Below are 15,729 nucleotides of genomic sequence, written 5' to 3' on the forward strand. Positions count from 1 at the left end.
ACCATCTGATTTACAATAACTTTGTGCAGATGAAATCATCAAGGTAGGGCGGTAGCATACGGACTACGATGCAAAGTCTTCGGTTTTTACAGATGAAGTTGATGCTACGATCCACCGGTGAGTTGTTACATGACGCCGGACCCGATAGGGCTGGCGGGGGGCGAGAATCCTTATGCTTATGTTAAAAATCCTCTTGCGTGGATCGATCCGCTTGGATTAGTACCTTGTCCCTTTAAATTTAGTAACAATTTTGAAACAAAATTGAAAAAACATGCCCAAGACATATATGAAACGTCAAGAAAATTAGGTGTCCCAGTTGCAAAAGGTGACAAGGAAGGGAACTTTATTCTTTCCATAGTGAATGATGGCAGTAATTTAGCTAATCCAAAATTCCCGTGGAACACAATTGAGTCCACAAGTGCATATGTGAAAGGTAAAGCTGTGGTTTTAGTAAATAACTCAACGAATGAAATGTTGACATTCCTTCATAAAGATCGAATATCCTCATTCTTGCAAGAGGCAATTAAATGAAATTAACGAGTTATCATCATTCTTTATTAAAGAAGATATCGCTTCTCTTCTACGGTAAAACTATCTCAAACATTATAATAATAAGTGATGAAGATGATGATTTAATTGATAATGTTAGGTTCTTCGAGTTGGAAAGTGGCGGTGTGGTTGGTTTCTATATAAATGGTTCCAATCCACTTATTTCTATTAATCATATTGATGAATTTGATGATTTTAATTTGTATGCTTCATATTCCACTTTGAGTGAAAGTAAAGAGCGTGAATTCTTACCATTCAAAGTTGAGTTTATAAAAGTCTTCTTTCATCCTGGGTATAATGAGGTTGTTTCGATTTTTCTGTCATCTTCTGATTTTTCTTTGTCGATATATATTGTTTTTTCTACCGATGAAATATACACACATATGAATTGCAAGAAGGATGATTTGACTAAAATGGTAAAGGAAGATCTAGTTCAATTTGAAGATATTGACTTCCTCAGATGCCAAATGGATTCTAGCAATGATAATTGGTCATATATATAATTAATTATTAATGTGGGGATATTACTTATGTCCCCTATTTATTGTAATTTCGGCTACACACTAAAAAAACAGCTATTTAATTTAATGCTAGATAGATCCAGGAAGGCTCTATCTAGTTATTTAGTTCTGCTGTAACACCAATATAACACCCTGCCGCAGCTCAATCACTCCCTCACCAGATATCATTGCTGATCGCCAGCGGTTGCCGGTCAGGCCGCACTGCGTCAAACAGTCTCCTTCCAGATACAGTTCACCGTTATCCCGTACCCAGTCCACGTGGATATGCGGGGGGAGCATTCACCTCCAATAATAAGGGCTGAATCTCTCCCTCATCAGAAATCAACGTTATCACCAGCTCGTTCTTCAGTCCAACAAGGTAGGAAAGTTTTACCGCCAGGAATCATAACCAATGTGAGATTGTAATATGATTGATATCAATAAAGTGTTGGAAGAAATAGAGAAGGCAAGTTTCTTTTCAAATATGGGGATGTCTGACGTCCAGAATGAAAATGTTATTTTAATTAAAGATGTTGAAAAGGTGTTCATTAATCCATCTGATGTAGAGTTTAATGGCCTTTATGCTAGTACTGAGTGGCTTCCGACCTCGCCAACTCAAGATGACCCATTCTATAAAGGTCAAACTACATCTAAAGAGCTTGCAGAGCTTAGAGTTAAAGTAAATCAAGCAGTATTGAATGTAACTAAAGGGTTACCTAAAGATAAATTTATATTTTCGCCACATGATTTTAGTCAGGCGGCAAGAAATGGAATATGCTTTTCTTTTAGACAATATGTATCTGAAAAGTATCTCAATCTAGGAACTAGATGGGAAGATGTTGTGCAGATATATTATGCTGGGCATTGGCCTGTTGGTTTTGCTAAAGAAAAAATAATAGCTATTTAATGTGGTGCTAGATAGATCCAGGAAGGATCTGCTATTAAGTTAGAAGGTAACGCATTTACTCAGTCAGGTAAGCCACACTATGAAGCGCATAAGTCTCTTGAACAGTTCGTGAATCAATATAGACGTGGTGGGGCAATAAATGGGCAGCGTGCTACAAACCTTCAATTTACCCAAGCGCTAAAACATTCATTAGAGTCTGCTGGCTTGTCAGCTAATCAAGTAAATCAAGCGGTTAGAAGCAGTATTCAGAATAGGCTCCAATATGGTCTGCTCGGTGGGAAAAATGTCCCTAGAATTCCAGGAAGAATAAATCAGGTGAAACTATGAAAATATCTAAATTAGCGACTGATAGGTTATTAAAAATCAATTGGCTTTCAGATTTTGGTAAGAAAACCAGCATGTCTGATGTGGTTTTAGCAACCTCTTTAACTGATGCTGGGAATTATTTAGCTGATCCAGAGTGGGAAAATGTCACTTTGGAGGAGTCTAATGAAATATCAGGCTATCTAGCAGTCAAACATACAACTGTATTCCAAGATTGGAATGATGTGGCTAAAGAGGCAAAGCTGTTCTTTGAAAATGATATAAAGCCTAAACTTACTCATTTAAATGACTTTGATAATATGCTCCTGCATCAATGTATTGAGTGGGATGTTCTTCACTATCTGATAGAGGATTTTTATAGTGAAAAATTAAAGACGCCATTGTTCTTTAATAAACTCATCTCTATCTATGAGTGCGGTCATATACCTTGTGGTTGGGTAGGTAATTGGCCTAAAGGTCATTTGGTTATATATTAATACTCTATAGTAGCCAGTAAGATCTACTCTAGATCTTATCGGCTATTTTTACCTGTTATTACGCTAATATATTATCCTGCTGTATCCGAATCACCACTTGACCGGGCATTACGCTGATCGCCAGTGGCTGCCCGGTCAGGCCGCATTGTGTCAGTCAGTCCCCCGCCAGATATAGCTCGCCGTTATCCCGTATCCAGTCCATGCCAATATTCGGGTGAGTATCCACCTCCAATAATAACCGCTTAATCTCAACCTCATTAGAGGCTAACGTTATTATCAGTCCATCCTGGTACGGTTCTATTTTAAATGCCGCACCTGGCATAAATCCCGCTTTAATAATATTCCTGCTATCGATAATTAGCTCAGGAGTAAATCCACCCGTGGTTGCCTGTATACTATGAGTTCCGTTCATACATTGCCCTCCGCCTGAATAACCAATCTTCCCTGTTCAACATTTACCGTGACCGACTGGCCGGTTAAAAACCCCAGCTCCTCCAGCCAATAACCCTTGATAATCAGCTGAGGAGCGGGCTTCTTGATGCCCCGGTTGGGCGTATAGCCCACGGTGTAGTGGCGTGTTGTTTTGGGGGCTTTATTTGCGGGGATACCTGACTTAGAATCGTGCTTAGCCATAATCAACTCCTGCTTAGTTGCTTGTGGTGAGCGGCGGTAGTGGGCTGTAACCCGTTATCGCCGCGTTACTTATCAGTTAGTTACGCGCCTGTGCAATCATGGCGCTTAACATCTCTGAAATTATCTGCTGTTTTTCCTGCGGCAAATTAGCAATCGCTTCTATCTGCTGCTGCCACTTCGGAGTCGGGACACGCTCGCGGAGGGAAGGCTCCGTCGTTGCTCCAAACAATTCCTCTAGCGAAACCGAAAAAATGTTTGCTACGTCTGGGAGTGAAGACACCTTGATACGACGGCGGCCAGCCTCCCATGCTTGCACTGTCTGTTGAGAAACGCCCAACAGCTCAGCCAATTCGGTCTGAGTAATGGTACGTTCTTTACGCAGGCTGGTAATGCGTTTGCCCAACGCAATGAAAAAATCACGTTCTTCGCTACTGATCGCCATAGTTGTCTTGGTTCCTGAATGTCATAAGACAACCATAACATACCGTGCATTTTACTACGATATGATGTAAATACTACAATATGTAGTTTTATTGAGTCTAGCTGTTTTCATATGTAAATTGAGGTTTTTTGAAGCAAAAATAATGCGATGCATTTAGCAGATTGAGATAAGAGCGCTAATACGCCTTGAAAAGAGATATTGATAGCAGAACACAAGGACGGTCTAGGGCTAGCCAGCTAAACGCGCCAGCCCGGCACATAATTAATCTCCCCCCTCAATGAGAAGACAGCTCATACTTCTTTATCTTGCGATACAGCGTCGCGATACCAATCCCCAGCTTTTCCGCCACCACCTTCTTGTTCGCATGTTGGCTCAGCGCCTCCTCAATCATCAGCTTCTCCATACTCTCCAACCCCGCCATATCGTGGTTTTCGCAACTCTCTGTGGCCTTATACGTAGATACGCTGGCGCGAGCCTCCAGATGTTGCCCACGGGTCAGATTGGGCGGCAGCAGATAGGTATCGATGATTTCACCGCTCGGCACCACGTTAACCAGATACTCCATCAAATTACTCAGTTCGCGCACGTTGCCTGGCCAGCGGTGTCGGCGTAACAGCTCGAGTACCTCTGCCGAGATGCCAGGGTAAATAATGCCGATCCGCTTGGTGTGCAAACTGAGGAAATAGTGCACCAGCAGTTCGATATCGCCTTCGCGCTCACGCAGTGGTGGCAGGGTGATGGGGATAACGTTCAAGCGGTAATAGAGGTCTTCACGGAACTTGCCTTCGGCAATGTACTGTTCCAGATTCTGGTTGGTGGCGGAGATAATGCGGATATCGACCGGGATCGGCTTGCTGGAGCCGATCGGCAACACTTCACGGGATTCCACCGTGCGCAGCAGCTTGGCCTGCAACATTAGCGGCATATCACCGATCTCATCCAGGAATAGCGTCCCCTGATTGGCCGCCTGGATCAGCCCCACCTTGCCATTGGCCGAAGCGCCGGTAAATGCGCCCTTCAGGTAACCAAACAGTTCACTCTCCAGCAGTTGATCCGGAATGGCGGCGCAGTTAATGGCGATAAAGGGTTTATCGCTGCGGTTGCTCAGCCGGTGGATCGCCCGCGCCACCACTTCTTTGCCGGTGCCGCTTTCCCCAACCACCAATACGCTGGAGGGGCTTGGGGCAATACGGGTAATTAAACTCTTCAGCAGGCGCATCGGCTTGCTTTCCCCCGCCAATTGCTCAATGCGCGGGTCTTGCAGGACTAGAGTTTCGTTAAATGAGGAATGTGACTGATGGAAGGCCATTAAAAATAATTGGTGATCCTGAACCTGGTGTAGCTGGCCAATCATAATCTCCTGGTTATCGTCGAAGGAGAGAATATGTTGCAGATGTCCGCTGGTGTAATTTTGCTGGAAGGTGAGGGCGCGAATAGTAAAGGTTTTACCGATAATATTTTCCTGCGGCATATTGAGCTGTTTCAATGCCATCATATTGGCAAATTTCACCTGGCTCTTTTCATTGAGTATTAACACCCCCTGGTCCATATTTTCAATCAGGCTGAAAAGCACTTTATTTAAGCCACCGCTGCTGCCTTGTGTCTCCAATAAGTTAGAAACGAAAACGTTGGAGATATTGCGCACGTAACCCGAGAACTCTTGCAGATTATCCCGCAACCTTTGCTGCTGCTCCAGAGTGAAGGCCACCAGGCTGATCACGCCGATGCAGGTATCCTGGAACAGGATAGGAATGCCGAGGAAGGCCTTTTCCTGGCACTCATCTTTGCTGGTGCAGCCTTCGCACACCGGGTCATAACGGGAGTGGGTGACTATCTTTTCATTTTTAGTATCAATCACATATTTCAACAACCAGGAGTTGCTGCCGAGCTTGATGCCAAATTGTTTGCCATACGGGCCAGTGCCTGCCACGCGTACCAGGTTGGCATCGACAATCTCTACCTCCAGCAGCAACACGCTGGAGAGCATCTTGGTAAAGCGCAAAATTGTCGGTTGGATCTGCATAAGAGCCGACTGGGCAGTGGCCGGTGCTATCATCACGCGTCTCCCGTTATCGTCATTGAAAAAGAAACGATAATACACTACGGCCAGATATAATTTGATAGTCATCAAGCTAATCCCACAGAGAATAGAGATTCTGCTGTTAGCATCACATTTTATTATCAAAATGATACTGCACGCTAATTCCTATCATTTTGGGTCGCGAGAAAGCTTGATAATTATAAATGGCCGATTTACGCCGCAGGGAATTATCCCTCCTCGGCAATAGCCTGACTGAAAATTTCACTTTATCCGCTGCTAAAACCCCATTTTATGTGATCGCCATCATAATAATCCGCAGTTTTATGTTGCGTAGCTTAACTTTCCCCTTGTTGGCACGCTTATTGATTGTCCTGTAGTCAGACGCTGAAAAAAGCGTATTTGTTATTCCGAAGTTAGGCACTTGTTTTAACGGATCACCACCACACTCTCTATTTAGGGGCTAAGATGAGAACAGTTAACCAGTTAATTAAGGAAATAAGCGCGTTAAAGTCCAATTTACATCAAAAGGACTTTTTGCTGACGTGGGAACAGAGCCGTGACGAGCTGGAACTGGTGCTCAAGCTGGCGGAATCGCTGAAAACCATGCGCTCAGAAAACATTGCCACCAAGATTTTCAACAGTGGCTTAGGCATCTCCATTTTCCGTGATAACTCCACGCGTACCCGTTTTTCTTATGCCTCGGCGCTCAACCTGCTGGGGTTGGCGCAGCAGGATCTGGATGAAGGTAAATCGCAGATCGCCCATGGGGAGACGGTGCGTGAAACGGCCAATATGATCTCCTTCTGTGCGGATGCCATCGGTATCCGTGACGACATGTATCTGGGGGCAGGCAACGCCTACATGCGTGAGGTGGGGGCCGCGCTGGATGAAGGGTTTGAAAAGGGTGTGCTGCCACAGCGCCCGGCACTGGTCAACTTGCAGTGCGATATCGATCACCCAACCCAGGCCATGGCGGATCTGGCCTGGTTGCAGGAGCACTTCGGCAGCCTGGAAAACCTGAAAGGCAAGAAGATCGCCATGACCTGGGCCTATTCACCCAGCTATGGCAAACCGCTGTCGGTGCCGCAGGGCATCATTGGCCTGATGACCCGCTTTGGCATGAAGGTGACGCTGGCCCATCCAGAAGGTTACGACCTGATCCCAGACGTGATCGAAGTGGCGAAGAACAACGCCGCCGCGTCCGGTGGCAGCTTCCAGCAGGTGACCTCGATGGCCGAAGCCTTCCAGGGTGCGGACATCGTTTATCCGAAATCCTGGGCGCCGTACAAGGTCATGGAGCAGCGTACCGATCTGCTGCGTGCCGACGATCACGCGGGCCTCAAGGCGCTGGAGCAACAGTGCCTGGCGCAAAACGCCTACTACAAAAACTGGCACTGCACCGAAGAGATGATGAAGCTGACCAAAGGCGGCGAAGCGCTCTATATGCACTGCCTGCCAGCGGACATCACCGACGTATCCTGCAGAGAAGGGGAAGTCTGTGCCAGCGTATTCGAGAAGTACCGTATTGCCACCTATAAGGAAGCCAGTTGGAAGCCTTATATCATCGCGGCGATGATCATGGCGCGCAAATTCTCCAACCCGGGCCTGGTGTTGGATCAATTACTGAAAGAAGCAGAAAAACGCATTAAATAAATTTACCTGGTCAGGGATACCGGGCGGTGTCCCTGCACGGTGAAGATTAATGCGACCAGAAGAGGTAGCGGTTATGTCGGTTTTTTCATTGAAAGTGGCGATAGAGGATAACCGTTATTTTAACGGCGAAACCTCCCCTCTGTTCTCTAAGGCGCAAGCGCAGAAAGCGCGCGAGTTTCATAAAAAGATTGCGGGTTATCAGCCAACGCCGTTATGCGCGTTGGACGATCTCGCTCAGCTGTTCGGCGTGCGGAAAATCCTGGTCAAAGACGAATCCAAACGCTTTGGCTTAAACGCCTTCAAGATGCTCGGCGGTGCTTACGCCATTGCCCAGTTGCTGTGTGAAAAGTACCAGATTGATATCAATGCGTTTTCTTTTGAAAAGTTTAAAGCCATGGCGACCGAGAAGATGACCTTCGCCACCACCACCGACGGCAACCATGGCAGGGGTGTCGCCTGGGCGGCGCAACAGCTGGGCCAGCATGCGGTGGTGTATATGCCCAAAGGTTCGGCACAGGAGAGGGTGGGCCACATTCTTAATCTGGGTGCCGAGTGCATCGTCACCGATATGAACTACGACGATACCGTGCGCCTGACCATGAAAACGGCTCAGGAACGTGGCTGGCAGGTGGTGCAGGACACCGCCTGGGAAGGCTATACCAAGATCCCAACCTGGATCATGCAGGGTTACGCCACGCTGGCAGACGAAGCGGCCGAACAGATGCGGCAGATGCAGATCGAGCGCCCAACCCATGTGCTGTTACAGGCCGGTGTTGGGGCGATGGCCGCGGGCGTGTTGGGCTATCTGGTGGATGTGTTTGGTGCGGATAAGCTGCATTCGGTGATTGTCGAACCCGAGCTGGCCGACTGCGTTTATCGCTCCGGGGTAAAGGGGGAAATCGTCAACGTGGGCGGCGATATGGCCACCATCATGGCCGGTCTGGCCTGTGGTGAGCCTAACCCCTTGGGCTGGCCGCTGCTGCGTAACTGTGCCACACAATTTATTTCCTGCCAGGACAGCGTGGCGGCGTTAGGGATGCGGGTGTTGGGTAATCCGCTGGGTAACGACCCGCGCATTATCTCCGGCGAGTCCGGTGCCGTGGGGTTGGGCGTGCTGGCTGCGGTACATCACAGCCCGCAACGTGCGCAGCTGATGCAAAAACTCGGTCTGGATAGCCAGTCGGTGGTGCTGTTGATCAGCTCCGAAGGCGATACCGACGTGAAGCACTATCGCGAAGTGGTGTGGGAAGGGAAGCATCCGGTTTAACCACCACCGTCAGATTACTCAACCTCTCGCAGTAGCGAGGGGGAATAAAAAATTGGAGAAAAAAATACAATGGCAAAGCAAATTCCTTTCGAATTGGTGTTAGAGAAAGCCTACCAATACAAAGATGAGATGACGCGCTTCCTGCGGGACATGATAGCGATCCCGAGCGAAAGCTGTGACGAAAAGCTGGTGGTGCTGTGTATCAAGAAAGAGATGGAGAAGGTCGGATTCGACAAGGTTGAGATTGACCCGATGGGCAACATCCTGGGCTATATCGGCCACGGCCCACACCTGATCGCGATGGACGCGCATATCGATACCGTCGGCATCGGCAACATCAAGAACTGGACCTTTGACCCTTACCAGGGCATGGAAAACGACGAGATCATCGGTGGCCGTGGCGCATCGGATCAGGAAGGCGGCATGGCTTCCATGGTTTACGCGGGCAAAATCATCAAGGATCTGGGGCTGGAAGATCAGTATACGTTGCTGGTGACCGGCACCGTGCAGGAAGAAGACTGCGACGGCCTGTGCTGGCAGTACATTATTGAGCAATCCAACATCCGCCCAGAGTTCGTGATCAGCACCGAACCAACCGACTGCCAGATCTACCGCGGCCAGCGTGGCCGTATGGAAATCCGCGTGGATGTGCAAGGCATCAGTTGCCACGGCTCGGCACCGGAGCGTGGCGACAACGCCATTTTCAAAATGGGCCCAATCCTCAACGAACTGCAACAATTGTCCGGCAACTTGGGCAACGATGATTTCCTGGGCAAAGGTACGCTGACCGTTTCTGAGATTTTCTTCACCTCACCTAGTCGCTGCGCGGTAGCCGACAGCTGTGCGGTATCCATCGACCGCCGCCTGACCTGGGGCGAAACCTGGGAAGGGGCGTTGGACGAGATCCGTGCGTTGCCAGCGGTACAGGTGGCCAAGGCAGTCGTGTCGATGTATGACTATAGCCGTCCGTCTTACACCGGTCTGGTGTACCCAACCGAATGCTACTTCCCAACCTGGAAGGTCGAAGAAGATCACATCACGGTGAAAACCCTGAGCAAAGCCTATCAGGGCCTGTTCAAGAAGCAGCCGGTGGTGGACAAGTGGACCTTCTCAACCAACGGGGTCTCCATCATGGGGCGTCACGGTATTCCGGTGATCGGTTTTGGCCCGGGCAAAGAGCCTGAAGCCCACGCGCCGAACGAGAAGACCTGGAAAGACCATCTGGTGACCTGCGCGGCGATGTATGCCGCCGTGCCTTTGGCTTACCTGGAAGAGTTGGAGAAATAAGCGGCCCTCACCCCAACCCTCTCCCACAGGGAGAGGGAGCTGTCCGGAGCGTGCGGCTGGCCCGTGCTGCTTCGGAAAGTGGGGTGTAAGAGGAAAAGTATTACACATAGAAATCAGCGAACTTGATCGGTCTCCACCGGGAGAGGGCGCTGGCACGGTGATGTTGTCAGGTCCAGGAGTTAATCTGTAACTATTTGATTTAAAGCAGAGTGCTGTGACAAGTAGTAGCTCGATCGGTTCCCTCTCCCTGTGGGAGAGGGTTAGGGTGAGGGGCCCAAATAGCACCTCATCCAGCAAGCATCACACAGCGAAATACCCGGCACGATCTGCCGGATTTTTTTATGGAGTGCCAGCAATGAAGCAATTGATTAAGAACGGCATTCTGGTTGATAGCGACGGACAGTATTCTCAGGATTTGCTGATCGAAAACGGAGTGATCTGCCAGCGCGACACGGCGATCGAAGCCGATAGCCAGTGTGAAGTTATCGATGCATCCGGCTGTTATGTCATGCCCGGCGGCATCGATGTCCATACCCATTTCAATATTGATGTCGGCATCGCCCGCAGCTGTGACGATTTTTTTAGCGGCACCCGCGCGGCGGCCTGCGGCGGCACTACCACCATTATCGATCATATGGGATTTGGCCCGGCGGGCTGCAATCTCCATCACCAGCTCAACGTCTACCACCAGTATGCGGCCGGCAATGCGGCGATCGACTACGGCTTTCACGGCGTGATCCAGCATATTGACGACGGCATTCTCGAAGAGATGGCCAACATGGTGAATGACGAAGGGATCAGCAGCTTTAAGCTGTATCTGACCTACCTCTACAAGATCAATGATACCGACGTACTGCGGGCCTTGGGGCAACTGCGGCAGGTTGGGGCATTGACTACGGTCCATCCAGAAAACGATGCCGCGATAGCTCTGCGCCGTGCTGCGCTGGTGGCCGCGGGTAAAACAACGCCGATCCACCACGCATTGAGCCGTCCGTTGGAATGTGAGGCAGAAGCGATTGGCCGGATGATCAATCTGGCCCATCTGGCAGACAACGCGCCGCTGTACATCGTCCATTTATCCAATGGTTTGGGGCTGGATTATTTACGTCTGGCGCGTCAACAGCGTCAACCGGTGTGGGTAGAAACCTGCCCGCAATATTTGCTGCTCAACGAACAATGTTACCTGCGTGAAGATGGGGCGAAATACATCCTCAGCCCACCGCTGCGGGACCAGCGGGAATTGGATCGCTTGTGGATCGGCATTGCCGACGGTTCTATCGATACCGTCGCCACCGATCACTGCACATTCCCTTATCACCAACGGCAAGCTATGGCGGCAGGGGATTTTACCCGTTGCCCGAACGGCCTGCCTGGGGTCGAGAATCGCATGATGCTGTTGTTCTCTCACGGGGTGATGAGCGGGCGGATTTCCCCTTCACGCTTTGTGGCGCTCACCAGCAGCAATCCGGCGCGGTTGTTCGGCCTGTGGCCGCGTAAAGGCAATCTAAACCCCGGCGCAGATGCCGACGTGGTGATCTTTGATCCGCGCCAATCCACGGTTATCAGTCACGCTCGGCTTCATGACAATGCGGACTATTCCCCTTATGAAGGTTTTCAGTGCCAGGGCGCGCCGGTGCTGACGATGTGCCGAGGCGAAATCGTGGCTCGTAATGGCGAATTTACCGGGCGGCAGGGATACGGGCAGTTCTTGCGTCGTCGACCTTTCAATGCCCAGATCGCGGCAAAAATGGGGTAACACCTCACTAAACAACAAGGATCAAAATGAACAAGAAAATAGTGCTGGCATTGGGCGGTAACGCATTGGGTGAAGGCCTGGCGGAACAGATGCAGGCGGTCAAAACCACCGCGCGGGCGATTGTCGATTTAATCGAGCACGGTCATCAGGTGGTGGTCACCCACGGCAATGGCCCTCAGGTGGGCATGATCAATCTGGCGTTTGAGGCGGCGGCAAAAAGTGAAGCCCATACGCCGATGCTGCCGATGTCGGTGTGCGTCGCATTGAGCCAGGGATATATAGGTTACGATCTGCAAAATGCCCTGCGTGAAGAGTTGCTCGATCGCAATATCGTCAAACCGGTAGCCACGCTGATCACCCAGGTGATCGTCAACGGCAGCGATCCGGCGTTCCTCAATCCAACCAAGCCGATTGGCTCGTTCTTTACCAAGGCCGAAGCCAGCCAACTGACCAAGAACGGTTACAACATGGTAGAAGATGCGGGCCGTGGCTATCGCCGGGTAGTGGCCTCGCCCAAGCCGATCGACATCGTTGAGAAAGAAACGGTACGCGCCATGATAGAGGCCGGGCAGGTGGTGATCACCGTGGGGGGCGGCGGTATTCCAGTGATCCGCGAGGGTAACCATCTGCGGGGTGCCAGCGCGGTGATCGATAAAGACTGGGCCAGTGCCAAACTGGCAGAGATGATCGATGCCGATATGCTGATCATCCTCACCGCGGTGGAAAAGGTGGCGATCAACTTTGGCAAACCGAATGAGCAATGGCTGGAGCAGTTGAGCATTGCCGATGCCCAGCGCTTTATCGAAGAAGGGCACTTTGCCAAAGGCTCAATGCTGCCGAAGGTTGAGGCGGCGGTGGCGTTTGCCGAATCCAAGCCAGGGCGTCAGGCGTTAATTACGGTACTGAGCAAGGCTCAGCAGGGCATTGAAGGCAAAACTGGTACGGTGATTAGCCATTAATCACAGACACCAGACTCACTCGGGGCGCTGTATGCTGCGTTCATTTGCGCCCCTTGTGAGTCAGCAGCCGTTATCTGCGGCCAAGTTTCATAATGGCTTCAAGCACCGCCCCGGCGATTGCCCGCGCCTTATCTGACACCGTGGTGTAATCCGCCAGCGTGCCGCGTGGATCGATATCACCGATTTTAGTGCCGGTCTTAACCTCCAGCCCATCATGCAGCAAACCGCGTACCATACCGGAAAGCGGCGCAATCACCGGTGCTTCGCCGCAGTGAGCCACCACATCCCCCTCCTGCACCAAATCCCCCAAAGCGACGCGACATTGCATGACGCCATCGGCTGGTGCACGGATCACCCGGCGGGTGGTGTGGCCAGCGATATTGCCGGGAATACCGGTATTGGGATGGGTGTAGCCATGATAAATCACCCGGCCCAGCGCGTGGCCGCGATTGGTTTCGATCACCGCATCGCAATCCTGCCCGGCGTTGAAGCCAGGGCCGAGGGCCACGGTGAACGGTGCCATATTACGGTGGGTGCCCAGGTTTTGCTTGGCCAGAATAGCGTCCACCAGAAAACGGGGTTTGAGGTGTTCCAGGCTGCGGGTATCTGGGTCAACCAGCAGCGGGATCTCGCCACGGTTGATGATGTCGAAGGCTTCGTTGACGTCGTTGGCCAGGCAGGCTGTGACGCCCTCCACGCAGGTTTTGCCGTCAAACATCGCCTGAGCAAATGCCACCGTCCGGCGGATAGCGGTCGGTTGGGCAATGTCCAGCATGATGACCTGAAAACCGGCATGGTACAGCCGCAGCGCCACACCGGTGGCGATATCGCCCGCACCACGGATCACCACCAGTTTGTCGCGCGTTAAGCGGATGTCATTCTTCATCAGCCCGCCAGCGGACTGGTTGCGCACTTGCAACAGCTCTGCCAGCACGCTGATGGCGATTTCCTCTGGGGTCTCTGCGCCGATGTTGTAGCCGACTGGGGCATGGAGTCTGCCAAGCTTCTCATCATCCACGCCGCGCTGGCGCAGCTGTTGGGTAAAGGTCTGCACCTTGCGGCGGCTGGCTAACAATCCCAGATAGCACAGCGGCTGCTCGACCAGCACGTTGAGTGCCTCGCAATCCTGATTGTTGGTGGCGATGATCACAAAGTTGGCCGGTTCAATATTCATCTTGTCGATGGCTGCCGGGAAGGTCTCGCCATGAACCAGAGTGGTGCCCACCGGAAATAGCGCCGGGTCGAGGCTGGCCGGGTAGATATCGGCAACGTGAATATCAAAGCCGAGCGGCTTGGCGGCGTTGGCGATGGCGCGGTTGACGTGCCCGGCCCCAATCAATATCAGACGCGGGCGCAGGCCATGCACGTCGATATACACCGACATCGCACCCCCACAGTCCGAGCCTACCGCATCCTGCCCGGTGCGTGCCATACGGCCATGAAACACCCTGGCCTTGCGCTCCGAAATGGCGGCAATTGCCTGTTCGATCACCAGGCGTTCGATCATGCCGCCACCGATAGTGCCAATACAGTCACCATCGGCCATCACCAGCATCTGCCCTGAATGGCGCGGTGTAGAGCCACGGCTTTCGATAATCTGGGCGAGCGCAAAGGGCCGGTTTTCTTCTTCTAAACGTGCAGCTTCGGCGAAGATATTCATTATGACCTCGTCAATAACCTCAGAAATATTATTGTGTTAAGCGCCGTATCACGTGATGGATCGCCGGGGTCTCCTGCACTGCGCCAAACCAGATGGCGCTGAGCGCCAGTTCTGGCCGCAGCAGCGGTTGCCAGCGGGCAGCCGGTTGATTATCACAATGAGAAAACTGATTGATCAGCCAGACCCGTCGCGCCTGAGAGGGCGTACCTTTGAACATCCCTTCAGGGTGTGCGATCAGGGCGTCGAATACCTGGTGATCCAGTGTTTCACCGGTACCGACCCCCGTCAGCGCTGAGAAAATCGCCCAACGGTGAATTTGCTGTGGGTCTGCGGGACGATCGATCACCTGGCCTCCGGTTAGCGCGATAACACAATCACTGCGGGAGGGGATGCAAGGTTCATGCCTTGCCGGGGCTTTCAGGGGTAACCCTCGGGAGCCGTCCGCTTCGACCAGGATCACGTCGAAGGCTTTACGCTGTTTGATCTCATCGATTTGCTCGGCGGTTAACCCGATAACCTTGTTATCCTGCGGTTGATAATGACTGAAGCAGGCGGTAATGGCTGGGGTGCTGCTGGCGGTGGGCGTTTGGCCTATCAACAGGTGGTGGTAGTTGGCAGCGGTGGGCAGGTACATCTTGGTGGTGGTAGTGAACAGCACACGCTTGCCCTGGTAATAAAAGGCCTGCGCCAGCCAGTGCAGGGTGCTGGTTTTCCCCCCGGCCCCAATCAGGGCGATCAGCAGCGGCTGGCCCCGATCGAGGCGGTTAAATTCCTCACTGAATAATTCTCTGAAGCTGGGTGTCATAAATAGCCTGTCTTGTGAGTCAGAAAGCGGCCCCTCACCCTAACCCTCTCCCACAGGGAGAGGGGACTGCCCGTGCCACGTTGGTATTGCGGTGTCTTCCTTGGCGTGCCGAAGCTCTGAACCTGCATATAACACCGCATCAGATCCCTATTCCAAAGGGCGAGGGGACTGTCCGTGCCACGTTGGTATTGCGGTGTCTTCCTTGGCGTGCCGAAGCTCTCAACATGCATATAACACCGCATCAAATCCCATTCCAAAGGGCGAGGGGACTGTCCGTGCCACGTTGGTATTGCAGTGTCTTCCTTGACGTGCCGAAGCTCTGAACCTGCATATAACACCGTATCAGCTCCCTATTCCAAATGGCGAGGGGACTGTCCGTGCCACGCTGTTATTGCAGTGTTTTTGGCGATCAATGCCGCTATTTACTCCAAACTAACCACAACACTGCATCAGCTCCCTCTCCTTGGGGA

At 51.4% G+C, this 15,729-nt stretch carries 17 protein-coding genes; 9 read left to right on the forward strand and 8 right to left on the reverse strand.

The genetic code is table 11. The features are described from left to right. Window positions 1-117: 117 nt before the first annotated feature. Together ACKWMY_RS14405 and ACKWMY_RS14410 are read left to right on the forward strand one after the other, a co-directional pair. Window positions 118-531, forward strand: a complete 414-nt coding sequence (locus tag ACKWMY_RS14405; RefSeq protein WP_409486480.1) for an RHS repeat-associated core domain-containing protein — start codon at window positions 118-120, stop codon at window positions 529-531. Continuing rightward, the gene (locus ACKWMY_RS14410) at window positions 528-1,052 is read left to right on the forward strand and encodes a hypothetical protein (RefSeq protein WP_409486481.1); all 525 of its coding nucleotides are present in this window, start codon (window positions 528-530) and stop codon (window positions 1,050-1,052) included. The genes ACKWMY_RS14405 and ACKWMY_RS14410 overlap by 4 nt, the downstream gene beginning before the upstream one ends. Window positions 1,053-1,172: 120 nt before the next feature. Here the strand turns inward: ACKWMY_RS14410 and ACKWMY_RS14415 are convergent, their stop codons facing one another. Beyond that, window positions 1,173-1,349: a hypothetical protein gene (locus ACKWMY_RS14415; RefSeq protein ID WP_409486482.1), complete on the reverse strand. Its 177-nt coding sequence runs from the start codon at window positions 1,347-1,349 to the stop codon at window positions 1,173-1,175. 127 nt (window positions 1,350-1,476) lie between these two features. Here ACKWMY_RS14415 and ACKWMY_RS14420 point away from each other — a divergent pair, with 127 nt between their 5' ends. Together ACKWMY_RS14420 and ACKWMY_RS14425 are read left to right on the forward strand one after the other, a co-directional pair. After that, the gene (locus ACKWMY_RS14420) at window positions 1,477-1,956 is read left to right on the forward strand and encodes a hypothetical protein (protein ID WP_409486483.1); all 480 of its coding nucleotides are present in this window, start codon (window positions 1,477-1,479) and stop codon (window positions 1,954-1,956) included. Window positions 1,957-2,279: 323 nt separating this feature from the next. Continuing rightward, the gene (locus ACKWMY_RS14425) at window positions 2,280-2,756 is read left to right on the forward strand and encodes a hypothetical protein (RefSeq protein ID WP_409486484.1); all 477 of its coding nucleotides are present in this window, start codon (window positions 2,280-2,282) and stop codon (window positions 2,754-2,756) included. A 58-nt stretch (window positions 2,757-2,814) separates the two neighbouring features. Here the strand turns inward: ACKWMY_RS14425 and ACKWMY_RS14430 are convergent, their stop codons facing one another. The 5 genes from ACKWMY_RS14430 to ACKWMY_RS14450 form a co-directional block, all read right to left on the reverse strand. Then, window positions 2,815-2,910: a hypothetical protein gene (locus tag ACKWMY_RS14430; RefSeq protein WP_409486496.1), complete on the reverse strand. Its 96-nt coding sequence runs from the start codon at window positions 2,908-2,910 to the stop codon at window positions 2,815-2,817. Then, window positions 2,911-3,168, reverse strand: coding sequence for a hypothetical protein (locus ACKWMY_RS14435; RefSeq protein WP_409486485.1), 258 nt, complete (start codon window positions 3,166-3,168; stop codon window positions 2,911-2,913). Beyond that, window positions 3,165-3,389 carry a SymE family type I addiction module toxin gene (locus tag ACKWMY_RS14440; protein WP_409486486.1) on the reverse strand — a complete coding sequence of 75 codons (225 nt, stop codon included), beginning with the start codon at window positions 3,387-3,389 and terminating at the stop codon, window positions 3,165-3,167. The genes ACKWMY_RS14435 and ACKWMY_RS14440 overlap by 4 nt, the downstream gene beginning before the upstream one ends. A gap of 76 nt (window positions 3,390-3,465) precedes the next feature. Next, complete coding sequence (locus tag ACKWMY_RS14445) at window positions 3,466-3,831, reverse strand: helix-turn-helix domain-containing protein (protein WP_409486487.1); 366 nt, start codon at window positions 3,829-3,831, stop codon at window positions 3,466-3,468. Between the two features lie 274 nt (window positions 3,832-4,105). Beyond that, window positions 4,106-5,854, reverse strand: coding sequence for a sigma-54 interaction domain-containing protein (locus ACKWMY_RS14450; RefSeq protein WP_409486497.1), 1,749 nt, complete (start codon window positions 5,852-5,854; stop codon window positions 4,106-4,108). Window positions 5,855-6,337: 483 nt separating this feature from the next. Between ACKWMY_RS14450 and ygeW the strand changes: the two genes are divergently transcribed. From ygeW to arcC, 5 genes are all read left to right on the forward strand, one after another. After that, window positions 6,338-7,525 carry a knotted carbamoyltransferase YgeW gene (gene ygeW, locus ACKWMY_RS14455; protein ID WP_409486488.1) on the forward strand — a complete coding sequence of 396 codons (1,188 nt, stop codon included), beginning with the start codon at window positions 6,338-6,340 and terminating at the stop codon, window positions 7,523-7,525. 73 nt (window positions 7,526-7,598) lie between these two features. Further along, the gene (gene dpaL, locus ACKWMY_RS14460) at window positions 7,599-8,792 is read left to right on the forward strand and encodes a diaminopropionate ammonia-lyase (RefSeq protein ID WP_409486489.1); all 1,194 of its coding nucleotides are present in this window, start codon (window positions 7,599-7,601) and stop codon (window positions 8,790-8,792) included. Between the two features lie 69 nt (window positions 8,793-8,861). Next, entirely contained in the window at window positions 8,862-10,079 is a 1,218-nt protein-coding gene (locus ACKWMY_RS14465; protein WP_409486490.1) for a YgeY family selenium metabolism-linked hydrolase, read from the forward strand. 355 nt (window positions 10,080-10,434) lie between these two features. After that, window positions 10,435-11,835 carry a dihydropyrimidinase gene (hydA, locus tag ACKWMY_RS14470; RefSeq protein WP_409486491.1) on the forward strand — a complete coding sequence of 467 codons (1,401 nt, stop codon included), beginning with the start codon at window positions 10,435-10,437 and terminating at the stop codon, window positions 11,833-11,835. Between the two features lie 26 nt (window positions 11,836-11,861). Beyond that, the gene (gene arcC / locus ACKWMY_RS14475) at window positions 11,862-12,794 is read left to right on the forward strand and encodes a carbamate kinase (protein ID WP_409486492.1); all 933 of its coding nucleotides are present in this window, start codon (window positions 11,862-11,864) and stop codon (window positions 12,792-12,794) included. Window positions 12,795-12,864: 70 nt separating this feature from the next. On the opposite strand, the gene yqeB is transcribed toward arcC, so the two are convergent. Continuing rightward, window positions 12,865-14,454, reverse strand: a complete 1,590-nt coding sequence (gene yqeB / locus ACKWMY_RS14480; protein WP_409486493.1) for a selenium-dependent molybdenum cofactor biosynthesis protein YqeB — start codon at window positions 14,452-14,454, stop codon at window positions 12,865-12,867. A 28-nt stretch (window positions 14,455-14,482) separates the two neighbouring features. Further along, the gene (gene yqeC, locus ACKWMY_RS14485) at window positions 14,483-15,259 is read right to left on the reverse strand and encodes a selenium cofactor biosynthesis protein YqeC (RefSeq protein ID WP_409486494.1); all 777 of its coding nucleotides are present in this window, start codon (window positions 15,257-15,259) and stop codon (window positions 14,483-14,485) included. Between the last annotated feature and the right edge of the window lie 470 nt (window positions 15,260-15,729).

Origin of the sequence: Serratia sp. J2 (assembly GCF_046269175.1) — a bacterium.
Lineage (GTDB): Bacteria > Pseudomonadota > Gammaproteobacteria > Enterobacterales > Enterobacteriaceae > Chania > Chania fonticola_C.